The sequence below is a fragment of the Robiginitalea sp. SC105 genome, assembly GCF_014243345.1.
Taxonomy (GTDB): domain Bacteria; phylum Bacteroidota; class Bacteroidia; order Flavobacteriales; family Flavobacteriaceae; genus Robiginitalea.
This window is the reverse complement of record NZ_JACLZF010000001.1, coordinates 1,392,647-1,414,244: the sequence shown is the minus strand read 5'-3', so window position 1 is coordinate 1,414,244 and position 21,598 is coordinate 1,392,647. Positions and strand designations below refer to the sequence as shown.

General features: G+C 58.1%; 19 protein-coding genes. 10 read left to right on the top strand and 9 right to left on the bottom strand.

The window, feature by feature from the left end; all coding sequences use genetic code 11:
* Positions 1-3: 3 nt before the first annotated feature.
* Entirely contained in the window at positions 4-1,260 is a 1,257-nt protein-coding gene (gene metK, locus H7F20_RS06240) for a methionine adenosyltransferase (protein WP_185785248.1), read from the bottom strand.
* Between the two features lie 315 nt (positions 1,261-1,575).
* Here metK and H7F20_RS06235 point away from each other — a divergent pair, with 315 nt between their 5' ends.
* Complete coding sequence (locus H7F20_RS06235; protein WP_185785247.1) at positions 1,576-2,190, top strand: deoxynucleoside kinase; 615 nt, start codon at positions 1,576-1,578, stop codon at positions 2,188-2,190.
* Between the two features lie 42 nt (positions 2,191-2,232).
* Here H7F20_RS06235 and H7F20_RS06230 read toward each other — a convergent pair whose 3' ends face one another.
* The 5 genes from H7F20_RS06230 to H7F20_RS06210 all read right to left on the bottom strand — a co-directional run bounded on the left by H7F20_RS06230 (position 2,233) and on the right by H7F20_RS06210 (position 10,741).
* A complete protein-coding gene (locus tag H7F20_RS06230; protein ID WP_185785246.1) occupies positions 2,233-3,234 on the bottom strand; it encodes an App1 family protein in 1,002 nt (333 codons plus the stop codon).
* Position 3,235: 1 nt separating this feature from the next.
* A complete protein-coding gene (locus H7F20_RS06225; RefSeq protein ID WP_185785245.1) occupies positions 3,236-4,501 on the bottom strand; it encodes an MgtC/SapB family protein in 1,266 nt (421 codons plus the stop codon).
* 118 nt (positions 4,502-4,619) lie between these two features.
* Positions 4,620-7,010, bottom strand: a complete 2,391-nt coding sequence (locus tag H7F20_RS06220) for a sodium-translocating pyrophosphatase (protein WP_185785244.1) — start codon at positions 7,008-7,010, stop codon at positions 4,620-4,622.
* A 107-nt stretch (positions 7,011-7,117) separates the two neighbouring features.
* Complete coding sequence (locus H7F20_RS06215; RefSeq protein WP_370588481.1) at positions 7,118-9,622, bottom strand: DUF5686 family protein; 2,505 nt, start codon at positions 9,620-9,622, stop codon at positions 7,118-7,120.
* 141 nt (positions 9,623-9,763) lie between these two features.
* On the bottom strand, positions 9,764-10,741 hold the full coding sequence (locus H7F20_RS06210; RefSeq protein ID WP_185785242.1) for a pyruvate dehydrogenase complex E1 component subunit beta: 978 nt from the start codon (positions 10,739-10,741) through the stop codon (positions 9,764-9,766).
* 183 nt (positions 10,742-10,924) lie between these two features.
* On the opposite strand from H7F20_RS06210, the gene H7F20_RS06205 reads away from it, so the two are divergent.
* The 7 genes from H7F20_RS06205 to egtD all read left to right on the top strand — a co-directional run bounded on the left by H7F20_RS06205 (position 10,925) and on the right by egtD (position 18,086).
* Positions 10,925-11,671: an electron transfer flavoprotein subunit beta/FixA family protein gene (locus tag H7F20_RS06205; RefSeq protein WP_185785241.1), complete on the top strand. Its 747-nt coding sequence runs from the start codon at positions 10,925-10,927 to the stop codon at positions 11,669-11,671.
* 46 nt (positions 11,672-11,717) lie between these two features.
* Positions 11,718-12,686, top strand: coding sequence for an electron transfer flavoprotein subunit alpha/FixB family protein (locus tag H7F20_RS06200; protein ID WP_185785240.1), 969 nt, complete (start codon positions 11,718-11,720; stop codon positions 12,684-12,686).
* Positions 12,687-12,771: 85 nt separating this feature from the next.
* Positions 12,772-13,401, top strand: coding sequence for a bifunctional nuclease family protein (locus H7F20_RS06195; RefSeq protein WP_185785239.1), 630 nt, complete (start codon positions 12,772-12,774; stop codon positions 13,399-13,401).
* Between the two features lie 4 nt (positions 13,402-13,405).
* Entirely contained in the window at positions 13,406-14,872 is a 1,467-nt protein-coding gene (locus H7F20_RS06190) for a NupC/NupG family nucleoside CNT transporter (protein WP_370588480.1), read from the top strand.
* Positions 14,873-15,010: 138 nt separating this feature from the next.
* Entirely contained in the window at positions 15,011-15,835 is an 825-nt protein-coding gene (locus H7F20_RS06185; RefSeq protein WP_185785238.1) for a thymidylate synthase, read from the top strand.
* Positions 15,836-15,925: 90 nt separating this feature from the next.
* Positions 15,926-17,086 carry an ergothioneine biosynthesis protein EgtB gene (gene egtB, locus H7F20_RS06180; protein ID WP_185785237.1) on the top strand — a complete coding sequence of 387 codons (1,161 nt, stop codon included), beginning with the start codon at positions 15,926-15,928 and terminating at the stop codon, positions 17,084-17,086.
* A gap of 16 nt (positions 17,087-17,102) precedes the next feature.
* Positions 17,103-18,086 carry an L-histidine N(alpha)-methyltransferase gene (egtD, locus tag H7F20_RS06175; protein ID WP_185785236.1) on the top strand — a complete coding sequence of 328 codons (984 nt, stop codon included), beginning with the start codon at positions 17,103-17,105 and terminating at the stop codon, positions 18,084-18,086.
* A gap of 181 nt (positions 18,087-18,267) precedes the next feature.
* Here the strand turns inward: egtD and H7F20_RS06170 are convergent, their stop codons facing one another.
* Entirely contained in the window at positions 18,268-18,564 is a 297-nt protein-coding gene (locus H7F20_RS06170) for an isoamylase early set domain-containing protein (RefSeq protein WP_185785235.1), read from the bottom strand.
* Positions 18,565-18,741: 177 nt separating this feature from the next.
* Positions 18,742-19,827 (bottom strand): aminotransferase class V-fold PLP-dependent enzyme, encoded by a 1,086-nt coding sequence (locus tag H7F20_RS06165; protein ID WP_185785234.1) that lies wholly within the window; start codon positions 19,825-19,827, stop codon positions 18,742-18,744.
* Between the two features lie 78 nt (positions 19,828-19,905).
* Here H7F20_RS06165 and H7F20_RS06160 point away from each other — a divergent pair, with 78 nt between their 5' ends.
* Together H7F20_RS06160 and H7F20_RS06155 are read left to right on the top strand one after the other, a co-directional pair.
* Positions 19,906-20,283, top strand: coding sequence for a 2TM domain-containing protein (locus H7F20_RS06160; RefSeq protein ID WP_370588479.1), 378 nt, complete (start codon positions 19,906-19,908; stop codon positions 20,281-20,283).
* The gene (locus tag H7F20_RS06155) at positions 20,280-20,777 is read left to right on the top strand and encodes a dihydrofolate reductase (protein WP_185785232.1); all 498 of its coding nucleotides are present in this window, start codon (positions 20,280-20,282) and stop codon (positions 20,775-20,777) included. Before H7F20_RS06160 ends, H7F20_RS06155 begins: the two co-directional genes overlap by 4 nt.
* On the opposite strand, the gene murI is transcribed toward H7F20_RS06155, so the two are convergent.
* Positions 20,774-21,574: a glutamate racemase gene (gene murI / locus H7F20_RS06150; RefSeq protein WP_185785231.1), complete on the bottom strand. Its 801-nt coding sequence runs from the start codon at positions 21,572-21,574 to the stop codon at positions 20,774-20,776. The two genes, H7F20_RS06155 and murI, sit on opposite strands and share 4 nt — an antisense overlap.
* Between the last annotated feature and the right edge of the window lie 24 nt (positions 21,575-21,598).

Here is a 21,598-nt window from a genome sequence, read left to right as displayed (position 1 = left end):
AATTTACAGGCCGAACGCCTCTTTCACCGATTGGACGGCATCCAGCTTTTCCCAGGTGAAGAGTTCCACCTCCTTGGTGACCCGCCCGTTATAGGGCGATTCAAACACCTTGGAAACCACCCGGGGTTCCTTGCCCATGTGCCCGTAGGCGGCGGTTTCCAGGTAAATCGGGTTGCGGAGCTTCAGCCGCTCCTCGATGGCGAATGGCCGCATATCGAACAGTTCGGCCACTTTGGCCCCGATTTCCCCGTCCGTAAGGTCAACCCGGGAGGTGCCGTAGGTGGTCACATTGATGGAAGTGGGTTCCACTACCCCGATGGCATAGCTCACCTGTACCAGGATTTCATCGGCCACCCCGGCGGCCACCAGGTTTTTGGCCGCATGCCGGGCGGCATAGGCCGCGCTCCGGTCCACCTTGCTCGGGTCCTTGCCGCTGAAGGCCCCTCCCCCGTGGGCACCCTTGCCCCCGTAGGTATCCACGATGATCTTGCGTCCCGTCAGCCCGGTATCCCCGTGCGGGCCGCCGATGACGAATTTCCCCGTCGGGTTGATATGGTATTTGATCGCCTTGTCAAAAAGGGATTGCAACCGCTCCGGCAGTCCGGCCACCACCCGCGGGATCAGGATGTTCAGCAGGTCTTCCTTGATCTTTTTGAGCATCCGGGCATCGTCCGGGTCAAACGGGTCGTGCTGGGTGGAAATGACAATGGTATCGATACGCAGGGGACGGTGGTCGTCCGAATACTCGATGGTCACCTGGGCCTTGGCATCGGGCCGGAGGTAGGGAATGTCGATGGCTTCCCTCCGGAGTTTGGCGAGCTCCCGGAGGATGCGGTGGGCGATATCCAGGGCCAGGGGCATATAGTTGTCGGTTTCCCGGGTGGCATAGCCGAACATCATCCCCTGGTCCCCGGCACCCTGCAACTGTTTCTCGCCCCGGTCCACCCCCTGGTTGATTTCCTGGGATTGCTCGTGGATCAGGGAGATCACCCCGCAGGAGTCCCCGCTGAACTGGTAGGCGCCTTTGGTATATCCAATCGCATTGATCACCTCCCGGGTAATCTGCTGCAGGTCGACGTACGTATGGCTTTTGACCTCGCCGGCAAGTACCACCTGCCCGGTTGTTACCAGGGTTTCGCAGGCTACCTTGCTCTCGGCGTCAAAGGCCAGGAAATTGTCCAGCAACGCGTCGCTGATCTGGTCGGCCACCTTGTCCGGGTGACCCTCGCTAACGGATTCGGAAGTGAATAAATAGGGCATTCGCATGAATTTTTATGCCAGACAGCCGACTGATCACCTTCCATGCAATACAGCAAATTGGCCATCGCCCTGTGAGCGGAGCAAACTGCTTTAGCATTTTTTTCAGGCCCGGGACACCCCGGATCAGAGGTTGCAATCAGTCAAATCTTTCCTCTGGAAAATAATGGCTCAAAGGTACACATTTGGCGGGAAAATAAAACGGGTCAGCAGGGGGTTTTTAGCCCCCCTAATTCGGGAAGCTCCCTTTCAGGGTCCGCTTTTACTTTGTATATTGCTGGTCCTTTTCAGACGATACCAACCGAAAAGATCAAACCTATGCATATTGCGGTTGCCGGCAACATCGGCGCGGGAAAAACCACCCTTACTCAGTTGCTTTCCAAACACTACCAGTGGGATGCGCATTTCGAAGATGTGGTGGATAATCCGTACCTGGATGATTTTTACACCCAGATGGAGCGCTGGAGTTTCAACCTGCAGATCTATTTCCTCAACAGCCGGTACCGGCAGATCCTCCGCATTCGCGAGAGCGGCAAAGACGTGATACAGGACCGGACCATCTATGAGGACGCGCATATCTTTGCGCCCAACCTGCATGCCATGGGGCTGATGACCAACCGGGATTTCCAGAATTACACCAGCCTGTTCGAATTGATGGAAAGCCTGGTGATGCCCCCCGACCTGCTGATTTACCTTCGGAGTTCCATCCCCAACCTGGTCAACCAGATCCACAACCGGGGTCGCGAATATGAAAATTCCATCTCCATCGACTACCTGAGCCGGCTCAATGAACGCTACGAGGCCTGGGTGCACAGCTATGAAAAAGGCAAGTTGCTGGTAATCGACGTGGACCGCCTGAACTTTGTGGACAACCCCGAACACCTCGGGGAGGTCATCAACCGGATCGATGCGGAGATCCACGGCCTCTTCTGATCTCTCGGCAGCCTCTGGCCACTACCGATTCACCTGATACGCCTACAGGATCCCCAGCGACTCCGCGTGCCGGGTCACCTCCTCCGACTGGTCTACCAGCAGTACCGGCACGTCCGTCCCCTTTCCGATGAGTTCCCGAACCCGGTTCACCCTCCGGCTATGCCGCACCGACCGGAGGTAAATGGCCAGCACCCGACTTGGGAACCGCCGCGCCACCTCCAGGTAGATATCGGCATCCCGCTCCCCGCTGTCGCCGATCAGGATAAAGGGCATTGAGGGATAGGTTTGCAGGATCTTTTCGATTTCGTGCAGCTTGTGCGGCAGGTCCTCCTTCTTCCTGCGCCAGAAACTGGCCATGCTGCGCAGCAGGATGGGCCCTTTGGGAAAGCGGTTGCGCGACAGGAAGAACTCCAGGTATCGGTAGAGGTTCCACGGGCTGTGGCTCACATAGAACACCGGGTTGGCCCTGGTGCCGTCCCGTCCCCGGTGCAGCCGGTGGTACAGCTCCGGGGCGCCCTGGAAGGGGATGCGCCTCTCAACCCCCTTGAATACCGTATTGGCGATCACCTGCCACTTCAGGTAGGAGGTCACCCCGGTGTGCAGGATGGTGTCGTCGATATCCGTGATGATGCCATAAGCAGCCGATCGGTTCGGGATCATGATGGCCCCCGGGAACCGGTTCTGCCGGAGGATGGGCCGCGACAGCATTTCCTCCCGGAAGGAGATCTCGAAATTCACCCACCCCTCCTCGTTGACCAGGTCGCCCAGGCCTTCGACCCGCTCGTCCAGCAGGTAGTAGCCGTCGTCATCCGTGACCACCTCGAAGCAGCGGTCATCGGGGAGCCGGACCTGCAGGGGCGTATTGCGGATTTCATCGGTTTCGAACCGCTTCCAGCTGTTCAGCAGCAATTTGATGATCCCTTTCTGCGCCAGGTCAATGGTCTCATCCTCGAGGGCGCGTCCCCGGATGTACAGGCGGTCCTCCGTCCCGTAATTGAGGAAGGCCACGATTTGCAGGGGGTCCTTTCTGCCCAGCCAACCCATATCAGAGGTGCCAGTTTTCCGGCCAGAGCCAGATGATGAACAGCCCGATAACCAGGGACAACCCGAAGCAGGCCCCGATCCAGCGTCCCAGCTTCCGCGTACCCAGCACGGCAGCCATCGCCCCCTTGAAGGCCAGGTTGGATAGGGAGGCCAGCAGGATCAGCTTCCAGCCGGTGCTAATATCCAGGCGGTCCTGCCGCATGAGCTGGGAAAGGGAAAGTGTGATGGCGTCCACGTCGGTAAGCCCGCTGACCACTGCCAGCCCGTACAGGGCCTCGTTTCCATATTCCTGCTTGATGAATGCGACGGCCAGCAGGATGAGCCCGTAGAGCAGCCCGAATACGAGGGCGCTCTTGAACTGGGCCGGGTTTTTGGGTTCCGGTATGGCATCCAGGGACTGGTCCCTGCTGATCCTCAGGTACATCCATACACAGAGGGCCACCAGGACCAGGAGTTCGGCAGTTAGTGGCAGGATGATCCGGGGCAAATGCTGGGGGATGACCACACCGACCTCCACCATCACCCGCACCAGGGCCACGGCCGAAGCCGCGACGATGACAAAAGCCGCCGTTTTGTGAATGGCGCCCCCCTCGGCTGTTTTCCGGGCATAGCTGACCGTGGTGGCCGTACTGCTTATCAGGCCCCCGAGCACGCCCCCCGACAGGGTCCCCGCCTTGGGCCCGAGGTATTTGTAGATAAAATAACCCACCACGCTGATCCCCACGATCAGGGTTACCATCAGCCAGATACTCCGCAGGTTCAGGACATCCAGCGGGCCGAAGGTCTTGTTGGGCAACAGGGGCAGGATCACCAGGGAAATCCCGGCAAAGGTCATGATGGCCGATAGGTCCTTAGCCTCCAGCCTTTCTATAAAATAGTGCAGTTTTTCCTTGAGGTACAGCAGGATGGCCACCACCCCCCCGGTCACCACGGCGATCATCCGGTCACCCATGACCAGGTAGGCCCCGATGGCAAACATCAGCAGGGCAGCCACCTCCGTCGTCTGCCCGATATCGGCCTGCTGCGTCTTGCTGTTCTTGATGAAGTTGGCGGAAACCAGCAACCCGCCCAGGACAAGCCCGAAAACGGGCATTATGAAAGGGTTGTCATATTCCCGGCTCAGGATGCCGGCCAGCACCCCAAACATGGAAATCAGGGTAAACGTGCGCACCCCGGCCATCTGGCTGTCGGCGTGTTGCCGTTGCAAACCGGTGAGCAGCCCAAGCCCGAAGGCGATTCCCAGATTGATCAGGTCCTGGTATTCCATGGACCATGAAGATACCACAGCCTTTCCTGCCGCGCAACCCCCTATCGGCATTTTGCGCCCGGGGGCCACAAAAAACCCCGGCGCAGGGCCGGGGTTATTTTTATGGAAAAGCCGGAGATTATTCTTCTGCGGTGGTTTTCCTTACTTCTTTTTTGACCTGTATCCTGGCGCCTTCCTCGGACATGGCGTCCAGGCTGGCCTTGACGTCCTCTTCGGAACCGCTGAAGCTGACTTTTTCGACGGTCTTTTCGCCAGCCGATTCGGTAGTGGTAGTTACATAGGCCGTTACCGTACCGTCTTCGTTCTGGTCCATCTGAACCTCCAGCTGCTTTTCAACCGGGATACCCTCCCCATAGGCCGCCATGCTGTCGGAAGACAGGGCGATACTCGGGGCGATAACCAGTGCAACCACGGAGATCAGCTTCAGGAGGATGTTCAGGGAAGGCCCGGAGGTGTCCTTGAACGGATCCCCGACGGTATCCCCGACAACTGCTGCCTTATGTGCATCAGAGCCTTTGCGGCCCTGCTCCTCGATCATCTTTTTGGCGTTGTCCCATGCGCCTCCGGCGTTGGACTGGAAGATAGCCATCAATACGCCTGCAGAGGTAACCCCGGCCAGCAGGCCACCGAGCATCTCGGCACCGCCGATGAAACCTACAGCCACGGGAACGGCAATGGCCAGGAGGCCCGGCAATACCATCTCCTTGATGGATGCCTTGGTGGATATCTCCACGCATTTTTCATATTCGGCCACGCCGTCAGCGGCGTCAAAGATCTTCCGGTCGGCTTCGGTGGCCTTGGAAATGTCCGAATCGTATTTGCGCATAACCGCCAGGGCAGCCTTCAGCTCGGGGATGTCCCGGAACTGCCGGCGCACTTCCTCGATCATGGACATGGCTGCGCGGCCTACCGCATTCATCGACAGGGCCGAGAACACAAAGGGCAGCATGGCCCCCACGAGCAGCCCCGCCATGATTTCAGGCTGGGAAACATCGATAGCAACCACATGGGCCGTCTTCATAAAGGCGGCAAAAAGCGCCAGGGCAGTGAGGGCCGCGGAAGCGATCGCAAAGCCTTTCCCGATGGCGGCAGTGGTATTCCCCACGGCGTCGAGTTTGTCGGTGCGTTCCCGCACTTCCTTGGGGAGTTCGGACATTTCGGCAATCCCCCCGGCATTATCCGAGATGGGCCCGTAAGCGTCTACCGCCAGCTGGATACCGGTGTTGGCAAGCATCCCCACGGCAGCAATCGCGATCCCGTAAAGCCCGGCAAAGTAGTGGGAAACCAGGATGGCCGCAGCGATCAGGAGGATCGGGATGGCAGTGGACATCATCCCCACCCCGAGGCCGGCAATGATATTCGTGGCCGAGCCCGTTTCGGACTGGCGCACGATGGCTTTCACAGGAGCGGTCCCCGTGCCTGTATAATATTCGGTTACTTTCCCGACGAGCAATCCGGCCACCAGACCGGCGACCGTCGCCCAGAAGACCCCCATGGAGGTGAACTCCCGCCCGGCCTCAACCCAGGTTTCGGGCAGCATGGCCCCAATCAGGAAATAAGAGGCCACCAGCATCAGGGCGGCAGAGCCGAACTCCCCGATGTTGAGCGCACGGTGGGGTGACCCGCCGTCCTTCACCTTTACAAAGAAGGTGCCGATGATGGACATCACGATCCCCGCACCGGCGAGGGTCAGGGGCAGGTAAACGGCACCCAGGCCGTTGAAGGCCCCCTGGAATTCAGGCAGCACCACGAAGGAGGCGCCCAGTACCATGGTACCGATAATGGAACCCACGTAAGATTCAAACAAGTCCGCGCCCATACCGGCCACGTCCCCCACGTTGTCGCCCACGTTGTCCGCAATGGTCGCGGGGTTGAGCGGGTGGTCTTCCGGGATACCGGCTTCCACCTTCCCCACCAGGTCGGCGCCCACATCGGCTGCCTTGGTGTAGATCCCGCCGCCCACACGGGCAAAGAGTGCAATGGAAGAGGCCCCGAGGGAGAATCCGGACAGGACATTGAGGATCTCATCGATCCCCCATCCCTGGGCACTGTATATCATAAACAAACCGCTGAGGCCCAAAACACCGAGGCCCACAACGCCCATCCCCATCACGGAACCGCCTGCAAAGGCTACTTCCAGGGCTTTTCCCAGGGAGGTACGCGCAGCGTGGGTGGTACGCACGTTGGCTTTGGTGGCAACCCGCATGCCGATGAAACCGGCAAGGCCGGAGCAGATGGCACCCACGATAAAGGAAACGGCAACCATGCCGTTGGATCCGGCCTCGTTCTGGCCTTTAAAGAAAAGCAGGATGGCTACGGCCGCGACAAAAATCGAAAGGATTTTGTATTCCGCCTTCAAAAAGGACATGGCGCCGTCTGCGATGTTCTTGGCAATCCGCGCCATTTTTGCGTCCCCTTCCTCCTGTTTGGATACCCAGGCGTTCTTTACCAGAACGAAGAGCAGCCCCAGGATACCGAAGGCTGGTAAAAAATTCACGATTTGTTCCATTTGTCAGTTATTTAGTTATTTAAAGCGGCTGCAAAAGTAGTAAAAGGGTTTAGAAAATAAAACAATATTTTGGCGGAAAAGGCAGTCCGAAATACGCCGGGGCCCTATCAGAAATGGAAGCCGAAGGCCCCGGTAATGCTGAAGGCGCGCGCATCCGGATTCTCCAGGTAGTTGCCGCGGAAGTTGAAATCGATGCGAAAGATCTTGAAGATGTTGCCCACCCCGAAGGAATACTCCCAGTAGATCTTGTCGTCCGGCGCCTGCAGGGGGATGTTGGCGGGGCTGTTCAGGAGTTGGTTCGCCTCGGACAATTCGCCCCACACCCCGCGGATGCCCACAATTTCACGCAGGTTCCAGTCGCGCAGTATGGGGATACGGGAAAAAAAGCGGCCGTTGAAATTGTGTTCCAGATGGAGGGACGCATAGGTATCGGTCACAAATTCGTAAAAATCCAGGTTGGGAAAGGTATTGTAGATGGAGAACAGCGTCTGGTTGCCGGGTACCACATTGAGCATCACCAGGGGGACCTCCCCGAAGGTCTTCCCCACCTCCACGGTGCTGAGCAAACGCCCCAGGCCGCCCACCTGCCAGGGCTGGGTATAGGAAAACTGCAGTTTTCGGTAATCGAAGTCACTTTCCAGGAAGCCCTCCAGTCCCTGGGTGTAATGCAGGAGCAGCGTACTGTAGGTGTCGTTGATGTCCCGCCGCTCCACCCCGTAGCCGATGGTGCGTTTCCCCGGGGTGTAGATCAGCGTGGTGGTCAGGTCGAACTGTTTTACCCCTGAGGCGACCCCCCCGGGTGCATCGGGGTCCAGGTAATCCAGGTTGAAGTCCTCGGGCAGCGCAGACCGCAGCGTGCGGAAAGACCCTCCGAAACGGATCCTGAAATTCTCCAGGGGTTCCATATCCAGGGCAGCCGTGGTCAGGTTGATATTGGTCAGCCGGTTGTTGTTGCCCACCGTGAATACGGCCGAGGAGGCCACGCTCCGGCCCAGCACGTCGTTGGTGGCGGTAAGGCTCAGCCCGAGTTGTTCGATGTCCCGGCGGTTGCCCCCGGAGAGGATCAGGCGGGTTTTGCGGTCGAGCAGGAATTTGCCGGAGATCCCGTATTTCACCTTTTTGTCAAGGAACCCGTAGGCCATATAGCCTTCGAGCCGCCAGGGGTCGTTCTGGCCGAAATAGGTCCGTGCCCCGCCCCTCAGGCGGATGCCCTCCGCGTCGTTGTACCCGAAGACGTTGTAGATATTCCCCAGGTCCAGGTCCCATTTGTCGATCTCCACAAATCCGGATCCCAGGATGCTGAACAGGTTGTAATAGGTGTTGAACTTGGGCACCGTCCGGAGGGTGTCCAGGAGGGAGTAGATCCCCCGCTCGTCCTTGTTGAGGCCTTCCAGGCGGTTGGCTGTCCAGAAGTCATCGCCCCGGTTGAAGACCCGGGGGTCAAACGGGTCGGTCTCCCCCCTGTAGAAGGCCCTGCCCCTGGGCTGGTCAAAAACATAATTGTCGTAAACCGTGGTGCGCTTCCCGTAAATCCCACGGGATTCCTCCTTTTTGGTCAGGGAGAAATCGCTCAGCATGTAATCCCGCTTCAGGAGGAAGACGGAATCGGACAGCACCTCGAACTCCTGTTCGATATAGATTTCCTTGACCCAGTTGATGTTCGCACTCCGGGTGACCGCCAAATTGATTTTCTTGACAGCAAAGGTGGTGTCGTTCACCCAGAAATCCCCCTTGAAGGTGAGTTCGTTCTTACGCCGGGGGTAATAGATGATATTGTAGCACCATTTGTCTTCGAGGAAGGCCGAATCGGCCAGGACGTAATTGTAGGTATCCACCCCGGTGGTGGAGAGCGGGCTCGTAAAGCTCTTGTCGAAGAATTTCAGGTAGTTGTCGTAGATGTCGTACTCCGAGTAGAGGTCCTGCACAAAGGCGATGATCGCCTGGTTGTTGCTGAATCCGGAATTTTTGTTCCCGAGCACGTCGGTGCGTTCCTCCCCGATCCGGTTGTCCCCGTAGACCTTGGAAAATTTCTCGTTGATAAAAATGGGCAGGTAGGTCTTCCCGGTAATTCGGGAGGTATCCAAGTCTTCGAACATAAACTCCAGCCCCCGGAAGACCCGGCTTTTCATCAGGGCGCTGTCGATGGTGTTCAGGTCAAATTCAATTTTTTCGTAAGAATCGTAAGCGTACTGGTCAAAAAGCTTCAGGCCGTTCTGCCGCTTTTTGGCCCAGATCTTCCGGAGGATTTCCACGGCCGGGTTATTCTTCTTGGGTTGCCTGCCCATATAGACCACTACCTCATCCAGTTGCTCCCCGGACTCTTCCAGGACGATCCGCAGGCCGGTGTTCACCCGTGCGGGCAACCCGATGCGCCGGGTGCCGTACCCGATATAGGAAACCACCAGGGTATCCCACCCCTTTTCGGACTCCAGGTAGAACCGGCCGTCATCATTGGTAATGGTCCCCTCGGAGGATCCTGCAAAAAGGATGTTGGCAAAAGCCACCGGGTCGTCGTTCTCGTCCACCACGATGCCCCCCGCCTTGGTCTGGGACCAGAGGCTGCCTGCGGTGATCATAAAAAGGATGGTGAGCAGGTAGCTGCGCATGGGCATGCTTTTAAGAACTGTTTGGCGGGCTGTTCCCGCCTGGCACCCCGGGTTGGCCAGGCACCCTGTTTCCCGGTTGAACCGGGAATAAAAAACCCCTCCGGACACTGTCGGTGGAGCCAAGATAAACCAGCGGGGGAAGCCGGTTTATTTATATAACACTTTCTTAACAGCGGCAACTACATCCTCGCTGTTCGGCAGCCACTCCTGCAAAAGGACCGGCGAATAGGGGGCCGGGGTATCGGCCGTATTGAGCTTGATGATGGGCGCATCCAGGTAATCAAATGCCTTCTGCTGCACCTGGTAGGTGATCTCCGTGGCGACGTTGCCAAAGGGCCATGCTTCTTCCAGGATAACCAGGCGGTTGGTCTTCTTTACGGATTCCAGGATGGTCGCATGGTCCAGCGGACGGACCGTGCGCAGGTCGATGATCTCACAGGAAATACCTTCGGATTCCAGTTTTTCTGCCGCGGCATAGGCCTCCTTGATGATTTTGCCAAATGAGACGACGGTTACATCCGAACCTTCCCGCTTCACTTCGGCCACCCCGATCGGGATGGTATACTCTCCTTCCGGCACCTCGCCCTTGTCCCCGTACATCTGCTCGGACTCCATGAAAATGACCGGGTCGTCATCGCGGATGGCAGATTTCAGGAGGCCCTTTGCATCCTGGGGGTTGGAGGGGACCACCACCTTCAGGCCGGGGCAGTTGGCATACCAGCTCTCGAATGCCTGGGAGTGGGTGGCCGCCAGCTGGCCTGCCGAAGCTGTAGGGCCACGGAACACGATCGGGATATTGAACTGCCCGCCGGACATCTGCCGCATTTTGGCCGCGTTGTTGATAATCTGGTCAATGCCCACCAGGGCAAAGTTGAAGGTCATGAACTCGATGATAGGCCGGTTGCCATTCATGGCCGAACCCACACCGATACCGGCAAAACCCAGTTCAGAAATGGGCGTGTCGATCACCCTTTTTGGCCCGAATTCATCCAGCATGCCCTTGGAAGCCTTGTAGGCCCCGTTGTATTCCGCCACTTCCTCCCCCATCAGGTAGATGGATTCGTCGCGGCGCATTTCTTCCGACATGGCTTCTGCAATGGCTTCTCTGAATTGTAGTGTCTTCATTTAAATTTGGAATTCTGCGGGTTCGGATTTCGGTAACAAAATGCCCACAAAAATAGAAAAATATCGCTCAAAACCGGGACGTCACAGCGCAAATATTCATATAATTTTATTATGCATGCATAGTATTTTTGAAATATATTGGCTATCTTAGCGGCCACCCTCAAACCTAAAGCAATTGGATATATGAAGATATTAGTTTGTATCAGCAATGTGCCCGATACCACCTCCAAAATCAATTTCACCGCAGACCAGACCGCCTTCGATGCCACGGGCGTTCAGTTCGTGATCAACCCAAACGACGAATTCGGCCTGACCCGCGCCATGTGGTTCAAGGAGAAACAAGGGGCCACCCTGCATGTGGCCACGGTGGGGCCGGCGTCCGTGGAGCCCACCATGCGCAAGGCGCTGGCCATCGGGGCCGATGAGGCCATCCGCATCGATGCGGAAGCCACCGACGGCCTCTTCGTGGCCCGTCAGCTCGCCGAGGTAATCAAGAACGGCGGATATGACCTGATCATCGCCGGGAGGGAGTCTATTGACTACAACGGGGGCATGGTTCCCGGAATCATCTCCGCCATGCTGGACATGAATTTTGTCAACAACTGCATCAGCCTGGAAATTGATGGCACCAAGGCCACGGCCATCCGGGAGATCGACGGCGGGAAGGAAACCCTGGAAACCAGCCTCCCCCTGATTATCGGAGGGCAGAAGGGCCTGGTGGAAGAAAGCGATTTGCGCATCCCGAACATGCGGGGCATCATGATGGCACGCCAGAAGAAACTCAGCGTGGTTTCCCCGGTGGACATGAACCAGGGCACCGAAGACAGGAAATTTGAAAAGCCGGCGCCGAAGGGCGAGGTAAAACTGGTGGATCCGGGGAACCTGGACCAGTTGATCGACCTGTTGCACAAAGAGGCGAAAGTCATTTAAGACACCTCCCTCAGGCAAGTCTCTCAAACCAAAAAAAATAGCAGAAATGTCAGTACTCGTATATACAGAAACAGAAAAAGGAAAATTCAAAAAGAATACCTGGGAAGTGGCCAGTTATGCCGCTGCCCTTGCCGAAAAGCTCGGGACAGAGGCCGTGGCCGTGGCTTTCAACCCCACGGATTCGGCCGCGCTCGGCAAATACGGGATTGCCCGTGTGCTCCAGGTAAAGGAACCCCGCCTGGAGGCTTTCAACGCCCGGGCCACCGCCGCGGTTGTGCGGCAGGCCGCAACCGAAGCCGGCGCCACCACCATCGTGGTCAGCTCCAGCGCGGATGCCCGGTTTATGGCCCCCATCCTTGCCGGGGTCCTCAAGGCGGGCTATGCACCCAATGTGGTGGGGCTGCCCGAACAGACCAGCCCCCTGGTGGTCCGCAGGACGGTATTCAGCAACAAGGGGTTTGCCCATACCCAGCTCGACGGCACCATCGGCATCATTGGCGTTTCCAACAACGCCTTCGGCGCCACCGAGAAAGGCGGGAATGCCGAAATACAGGATTTCGCGCCGGAACTGCCGGACTCCCTCTTCGGGACCCGTTCGGTTTCGGTAGACAAGGCAACCGACAAAATAGCCATCGCCGACGCGGATATCGTGGTATCCGGCGGACGCGGGCTCAAGGGCCCGGAAAACTGGGGGATGATCGAAGAACTGGCCCAGGTGCTGGGAGCGGCGACAGCCTGTTCCAAGCCGGTTTCCGACATGGGCTGGCGGCCCCACAGCGAACACGTGGGCCAAACCGGGAAACCGGTTGCAAGCAACCTCTACATCGCCATCGGGATTTCCGGTGCCATCCAGCACCTGGCAGGCGTGAATGCCTCCAAGGTCAAGGTGGTGATCAACAACGATCCGGAAGCGCCCTTTTTCAAGGCCGCCGATTACGGCGTGGTCGGAGATGCCTTTGAAGTTGTGCCGGAACTCATCGAAAAATTAAAGGAGTTTAAGGCCGAAAACGCCTAATTTTTGTTAATTTGTCCCTTTAATAGGGCTGTTAAATAACCCGTCCCTGTTATTTGACAGCCTTTTTTAATTGCGCGGATTATTTATGAGCCTTGTACGGTTAAAAATCAAAGGAATCTCCTACAGTCAGACCCAGAACGGGGCCTATGCCCTGATCCTGAACGAGGTGGAGGGCGACCGGAAACTCCCCATTGTCATTGGGGCGTTCGAGGCCCAGTCCATCGCCATTGCCCTGGAGAAGGAGATCAAACCGCCACGGCCCCTGACCCACGACCTTTTCAAGAATTTTGCAGACCGCTTCGACATCGTCATCAAACAGGTCATCATCCACAAACTCGTCGACGGGGTGTTCTATTCGAGCATCATCTGCGAGCGCGACAAGATCGAGGAGATCATCGATGCCCGCACGAGTGACGCCATCGCGCTGGCTCTGCGCTTCGGGGCGCCCATTTTCACCTATAAGACCATCCTGGACAAGGCGGGTATCTACCTGAAATTTTCCTCCAAGGACAAGGACAAGGAACCCGGGGACGACAGTATCGTGGTGGATGAAATCCTGCAGGAGAGCGAGGCCGTGGAAATCGATCCGGGCACCGCCTCCGCCTACAAGGCCATGAGCCTGGACGAACTGCACCAGGAGCTGGAAAAGGCAGTCGCCAGCGAAGATTACGAAAAGGCGGCCAAACTCCGGGACGAGATTTCCAAACGCAAATAACAATTTGAGGGCCAACCGATTAATATCCCTGCTGCCACTTGCCCTGACGGCCGTGGCACTGCTCCTGCCCGTCCAGCTTTTCGCACAGGCAGACAGCCTGGCAAACGCGGCGGCGGAGACCACCCTGCTGGGTGACATGGGGGGGGATGGCATCATCCCCAACCAGGGCTTAAGCCTGGAATCCCTGGGCCGTGGGGCCCTGGGCATGGCTGTCCTGATGCTCATCGCCTTTGCCTTCAGTTCCAACCGGCGGCGGATCAACTGGAAAACGGCCGGGATCGGCCTGGGCATCCAGCTGTTGCTGGCCATCGGCGTCCTGAAGGTGCCTGCGGTCCAGTGGTTTTTCAACCTGCTGGGGAGCTTTTTCAACAGCATCCTGGAATTTACCATGGCCGGGAGCACATTTATCTTCGGCAACCTGATGAACCTGGAGAACCCGAATATCGGCTATGTTTTTGCCTTCCAGATCCTGCCCACCATCATCTTTTTCTCGGCCCTTACCTCCGTGCTCTACTACCTGGGCATCATCCAGAAAATTGTCCGCGGCCTCGCCTGGCTGCTGTCCCGTTCCCTGGGGATTTCCGGCCCGGAAAGTCTGAGTGTAGCCGGGAACATCTTCCTGGGCCAGACCGAGGCGCCCCTGCTGATCAAGGCCTACCTCGAAAAAATGAACCGGTCCGAAATCCTCCTGGTGATGGTCGGCGGCATGGCTACAGTGGCCGGGGGCGTGCTGGCCGCCTATATCGGTTTCCTGGGCGGGAACGACCCCCAGCTGCGGCTCGAATTTGCCCGCCACCTGATCGCAGCCTCCGTGATGGCCGCCCCCGGCGCCATCGTGGTCTCCAAGGTGCTCTATCCCCAGACGGAACCCGTGGACAGCGTCATCCGGGTTTCCGGGGAGAAGATCGGCAGCAACCTGCTGGACGCCATCGCCAACGGCACCACCGAAGGACTCAAGCTGGCGGTAAACGTCGGGGCCATGCTGCTGGTGTTCGTGGCCTTTATCGCCATGGTCAACGGGATTCTCGACTGGACAGGTGGCATCACCGGGATCAATGGTTGGATTGCGGGGAGCACCCCTTACGAAAGCCTGTCCCTCGAGGCGCTTCTCGGCGCGCTTTTTGCGCCCCTGATGTGGCTGATCGGTGTGAATGCCTCCGACATCATGCAAATGGGGCAACTGCTCGGGATCAAACTGGCGGCAAGCGAATTTGTGGGGTACATCCAGCTGGCCGAACTCAAGGATGCCACTTCGGGTACGGGACTCGGGTACCAGAAATCCATCATCATGGCTACCTATATGCTCTGCGGCTTTGCCAATTTCGCCTCCATCGGCATACAGATCGGGGGGATCGGCTCCCTTGCCCCGGGACAGCGCAAAACCCTCTCGGAATTCGGCATGCGGGCGGTTCTGGGGGGCACCCTGGCCTCCCTGCTCTCCGCCACCATCGCCGGGATGATCCTCGGGTAAATCCGCCGGCGCCGGCCGTTCGCGGGGGTTGATAACTGTTGGATAATTGCTCCGGACGGGGCTAGTCAAAACGCCGGCAATTTCCTTATTTTTGGCTTGCACCGGGATTTCCCGGTCAAACCGGAACACCAGATTTTCATGAAACAATACCACGACCTGTTGAGGCACGTCCTGAAGGAAGGACAGGAAAAAACAGACCGCACCGGCACTGGCACGGTGAGCGTTTTCGGCTACCAGATGCGATTTGACCTCGCCGAGGGTTTCCCTCTGGTAACGACGAAAAAAATACACGTGAAATCGGTCATCCACGAATTGCTCTGGTTCCTCAGGGGGGATACGAACATTGGCTACCTGCAGGAAAACGGGGTGCGGATCTGGAACGAATGGGCCGACGAAAACGGCAACCTGGGCCCGGTATACGGCCACCAGTGGCGGAACTGGAACAGCGAGGGTCTGGACCAGATTGCCCAGGTGGTGGAAACCATCCGCAACAACCCGGACAGCCGTCGCATGCTGGTGGCTGCCTGGAACCCATCGGTCCTCCCGGACACTTCCCGGTCGTTTGCCGCCAATGTGGCAGCGGGCAAGGCTGCCCTGCCGCCCTGCCATGCATTTTTCCAGTTTTATGTAGCCAACGGGAAACTCTCCTGCCAGCTGTACCAGCGTTCGGCCGATATCTTCCTGGGGGTGCCCTTCAACATTGCTTCCTATGCGCTGCTGACCCTCATGGTGGCCCAGGTTTGCGACCTGCAGCCGGGGGAATTCATCCACACCTTCGGGGACGCCCATATCTACAACAACCACCGGGAACAGATCCGGCTGCAGCTCAGCAGGGAACCGAAGCCCCTGCCGGTCATGGAGCTCAACCCGGAGGTCACCGACCTCTTTGCCTTCCGGTATGAGGACTTCACCCTCCACAATTACGATCCCCACCCCCTGATCAAAGGGGCCGTGGCCGTTTAAAGGGGCTGTTGCCGCAGGGACCCTGCGCCGGATCGGTTCCGGGGCTGGTCAGCAGGCCGGAAAATTAGTATCTTTCCGAAAAAGCCTGAAATGCCCGCAACTGCGACCCTGGCAGACCGCCTGCTGAGTACCCGCTCCCATTCCGAAGCCCTTTGTCAGCCCCTGCAAACCGAAGATTACGTCGTACAACCCATTGAAGATGTGTCTCCCCCCAAATGGCACCTGGGCCATACGACCTGGTTTTTCGAGGAATTCGTGCTCAAAACCTATGCAAAGGGCTATAAGGCCTACCACCGGGATTTCGCCTTTGTGTTCAACAGCTATTACGAAAGCCTGGGGAAGCGGGTGGTCCGTGCCCACAGGGGGAATCTTTCCCGTCCCCCGGTTCAGGAGGTATACAGGTACCGGCGCCACGTGACGGAACAGCTGATGGACTTGCTGGAGGGCAACGTCCCCGGCGAGGCCCTGCAGCTCGTAGAGGTAGGCATCCACCACGAACAACAACACCAGGAATTGCTCCTCACCGATATCAAGTACATTTTGGGCAACAACCCGCTACTGCCTGCCTATAGCCCCGGAGGGCCCCGGGAATACGTGCCCCGGCCACGTGCCGATTGGATCCCCGTCCCCGGGGGTATCCATGAGATCGGCCACCGGGGGGAAGGCTTCTGTTTCGACAATGAACTCGGGGTGCACCAGGTCCTCCTGGGCGATTTTGAAATTTCCAGCCAGCCCGTAACCAACGGGGACATGCTGGATTTTATCGCCGACGACGGGTACGGGCGCTTTGAGCTCTGGCATGCGGAAGGCTGGGACTGGGTAAATCGCGCCGGCATCGGTTCCCCCCTCTACTGGCACCAGCAGGATGGCCATTGGCTGTATTATACCCTGCAGGGGCTCCAACAGGTGGAACCCGATGCTCCCCTGGCCCACCTTTCCTATTACGAGGCCTATGCCCTGGCCCAGTGGAAGGGATGCCGCCTGCCGACGGAATTCGAATGGGAGGCCGCCCAGCAGCGGTTTGACTGGGGACAGCGCTGGGAATGGACTGGAAGTGCCTACCTGCCCTATCCGGGCTACCAGAAAGCCCCCGGGGCCCTCGGGGAGTACAACGGCAAATTCATGGTCGGGCAACACGTCCTCCGGGGGGCTTCCATCGCCACGCCGCACGGGCATTCCCGGCATACCTACCGCAATTTTTTCCATCCGCCACACCGGTGGCAGTACACCGGGTTAAGGTTGGCCCGATAATCCCGACTGATACCTCATGCAAGCCAAAACCCGACAAGCCACCGAAGCCTTTGCCAGGGACGTCCGCGAAGGACTGACCCGCTTTCCCAAAAGCCTTCCTTCCCGTTATATCTACGACGCCCGGGGGGATGCCCTGTTCCAGAAAATCATGGAAATGCCCGAATACTACCTCACGGGCTGCGAGACTGCTATCCTCAACCGCCACAAATCGGACATTGCGGCCCGCTTCTGCGAACGGGGCAGCCCGTTTGACCTCGTGGAACTGGGTGCGGGGGACGGCAAGAAAACCAGGATCCTGCTCCGGGAGTTACTGGAAGAGAACCGTTCCTTCCGGTACATGCCCGTGGATATCAGCGGTAGCGCCCTGCAGTCCCTGGCTGGCAAACTCGGGGAAGAACTGCCCGAACTGGAAATGAAACCCTGGCAGGGGACCTATTTTGAGGTGCTCAGGCAGCTGGACCAGATGAAGGACCGGCACAAGGTGATCCTGTTCATGGGATCCAACATCGGCAATTTGTTGCACCCCCAGGCAGTGGACTTCCTCACGCGCCTGCGGAGGGCGCTCTCCGGCGGCGACCAGTTGCTCATCGGGTTCGACCAGAAAAAAGATCCGGCCACCATCCTGGCGGCCTACAACGACCCCGCCGGGATCACAGCCGCCTTCAACAAAAACGTCCTGGAACGGATCAACCGCGAGCTCGGCGGGGAGTTCGACACCGAAAAATTCCGGCATTGGGAGGTGTACGACCCGGAGTCGGGAACCGCGAAAAGCTACCTGGTGGCCCAGGAGGACATGCAGGTGCGAATCGGTGCGCTGCATCTGGAAGTAGCACTCAAACAATGGGAGACCATCCACACCGAAATATCCCAGAAATACGACGACGAGGTGGTCCGATGGCTGGCCGGGGAGGCAGGCCTGGAGGTGGTGGACCAGTATGCGGACCCGAAAGGGTATTACAAGAACTACCTCTTCCGGCGGGCAAAGAACGCCCGGGACTGACCGGTTCGTAACGGCAGGCGAACAGCGCCGGGTTTTGATCGGTCCTGTAGGGCAAGCGCCGCATGGGAATGATAAGGGGTACCGGCCGGATAACCGCATGCCGGTTCCCGGGGTCCGGAAACCAAAAACGGGATACAACCCAAAGGCTGCATCCCGTCTTGCGCTTTGCAATCTAATTTTCTTACACTTCGATAACCGCATTTTCCGAACCGGCGAAATCGTTCCACTGGTAGCGGTCGGCTGCTTCGTCGTTAACATACGCCCCGTCAACGAGGTAACGGAATTCGTAGGAGCTTTCGCTGGGGAGGTCAAAGGTCCCCTTAAAGGTTCCGTTCTTGAGTTTCTTCAGGAGGCTCCCTTTGGGATTCCAGTTATTGAAGTCCCCTACTACTGCCACTTTCTTTGCTTCCTCGGCAGGTACGGTAAAGGTAACCTTGCAAACGGGCTTGGTTTTCAGGTATTGTTTTTTAATCGCCATAATGTGAGTTTTTCAGTGAATTTTAGAACTCGTATTCAGAGGACAAAGCAACAGACAAAACCCTTATAAAACAATTAGTTAAAGCAGATTTATGAATTTCGTAAAATTGGATTTACAATCACGCGATCTTCTCAAAAAAGGTCCCGATCAATTAACACCCGTTTAAGTTCCGGGCATTTATTTGAGCAGATCGAGAAGCTTCTCCAGGTCGTTCTCCGTGTTGTAGCAGTGGAAACTGACCCGGATACCCCCTCCCCGGCGGGAACATACGACATCGGCCGCGCGCAGTCGCTCCATCAGGCTGTCGTCGGCCCCGGGGATATTGAAAATCGTGCTGTGCCGGGGCCGCTCCAGGGCCTCGGTCCCCAGGCCGGCCTCCCGGAGCGCACGGGCAACCAGCCCACTCATCTCCCGGCTCCGGGTATCGATGGCTCCCATTCCGAGTTCGCCGAGCAGTTCCAGCGACCGGTGGAGGCTGCCAAAATTTACCAGGTCCAGGTGCCCGGGCTCCAGGCTGCGGGGCAGGCCAACGGCCTCCCTGCCCGAAAGGTCGTGCCCCGACGCGTTGAAACCGGTAGACGGCGGGCGGAAGCGCCTCATACCCTGTTCGCTGAAGCAAAGAAAACCATTGCCGTTGCCGCCCAAAAGCCACTTGTAGCCACTGGCACCCAGCACATCGATCCCGCTGCCAGGCAGGTCCAGCTGGAAGGCCCCCACATATTGGGTGCCGTCAGCCACGATCAGCAGGTCGGGGAATTCTGTTTTCAGGGACGCCAGGAAGGTCGGCTCGATCAACAAGCCGTCGATCCACTGCACCAGGCTGAGGGCCAGCACGTCTGCAGGGTTCGTCCGCAGGGCTTCGAGAATACGCGCTTCGGGGGAAGCCCCGGGCTCCACCATCTGAACCCGGAAATCCCGGCTCCGGAACGGCCAGTTCAGGGATGGGTAATCGCCTTCGAGCAACAGAATACGGCTACCGGCTTCCAAGCCCTCCAGCAGGAGGTTCAGACCAATTGAAAAATTCGGGGTCAACGCCACCCTGTCCGGCGGGCAATTAAAACAATGGCCCACCCGGTCCCGGGTTTGGTCCAGGATTTCCAGGCTTTTCATTTTATGGACGCTGCCGCCGATGAGGAAATCCAGGTCGTGTTCCTGCCGCCAGTTGAGTACTTCTTCGTGCATCAGGCCCCAGGCGGCCGTGTTCAGATAGGTATATCGCTTCAGGGCGGGAAACTGGTCCCGGAAGTGCTGGAAGGAAGACATGCAAAGGCTTTGAAAAGGATTATCTTTGCATTAAAGATAGCGATTCGGATGTTCTCCAAAAACAAAAAACGGCCAACTGTGGACCCCGAACAACACGAACAGATGGAATATGCGCAGAGGCGTATCCGGCAGAAGAAAAGGCTCTACCTCCACTTTGTGGTTTTTCTGGTTGGCTCTGTGTTCCTGATCCTGATCAACAAGATCCTAAAATACGGGGAAGCCTACGACTGGTACCTGTGGGGGATCCTTGCATGGGCCTTCCTGCTGGCCATCCATGCGGTGAATGTGTTTGTCACCAACCGGTTCATGGGCAGGGATTGGGAACGGGCCCAGCGGGAACGGCTGGTGCGCAAACAACAGAAGCGCATCGCAGCGCTGGAAGCCGAAATCCGGGCCTCCCGCCCGCTGCCCGAGTCGACAGGCAAAGTCGAACCCCCCAAAAAAAAAGACCCTTGAAGGAAGTCATCCTGATAGCTGCCGCCGGAGAAAAAAACGAACTGGGTCGCGATGCCAACCTGCCCTGGCACCTGCCCGACGATTTCAAGCGCTTTAAAGAACTCACCACCGGCCACCCGATGGTCATGGGGCGCAAAACCTTTGAAACCTTTCCCAAACCGCTTCCGGGAAGGCGGCACATCATCATTACCCGGGACCGGGAATACCGGGTGGACCATCCCGCCTGCACGGTGGTGCATTCCCTGGAAGCAGCCCTGGATGCCGCGGCGGACGCCGGAAAGGTTTTTGTGATCGGCGGAGGTGAAATCTATCGGCTGGCCCTTCCAAAGGCCACTAAAATCGAACTGACCCGGGTCCACGGCCGTTTTGAAGCGGACACCTATTTCCCGGAATTCGACGCGGAACAGTGGGAGCTCATCGCTTCCCGCCACCACCCGGCTGACGAGCGGCACAACTTCGCATTTACCTACTACACCCTGGTCCGCAAGGATTAAAAGGTTTCCCGGACCGGATCCCCGGCGTGACCCAGTCGCCGGAGCACTGTGCGCATGACTGAGGGGTCCCCGTTGGTGAGCAGCTGGTGTTCCGGTGCCCCATACGGCCCCCGCAACAGGTTTTCCCGCTCCAGTACGGCCCGGACCTGGCGGGCAACCGGCAGGCCGCAATCCACTACCTGCACCCCCGGGGGCAAAAATGTCCTGAGTACGGGCAGCAGGAGCGGATAATGGGTGCATCCCAGTACCAGGTGGTCGATCCCCTCAGCCAGCATGGGACGGAGCAGGCGGGCGAGTTCGTCCCGTAGGCCCGGGTCGTCCAGGGCACCCGATTCGATGCGCTCCACCAGGCCCTCCCCTTCCCTTTCGAGGATTTCAATACCGGTACCGTAATTTTTGGAGGTCGTGGCAAACAGCGAACTGGAAAGCGTTCCCCGGGTTGCCAGGACCCCGATCCGGCCGGAGCGGGAATGCAGGGCAGCCGGCTTGATGGCCGGTTCGATCCCGACAAAGGGCACCGGGAATCCTGCCCTGAGCTGTGCAATCGCATTGGTGGTAGCCGTATTGCAGGCCACGACGATCAGCTTGCAGCCCCGGTCGAGCAAAAAACGCGTGTTCTTCCGGCTCAGTTCCAGGATGGTCCCGGGCGGTTTTTCCCCATAGGGCGCATTGGCGCTGTCGGCCAGGTAGCAGGTGTGCTCCCAGGGCAGCAGGCGGGTAATCTCGTCCCAGATGGTCAGCCCCCCGACCCCGGAATCAAAGATACCAACAGGGGACTCCTTTGCGTTCGCATCCATTGTGTGTAAAAATAAAAAAACCGC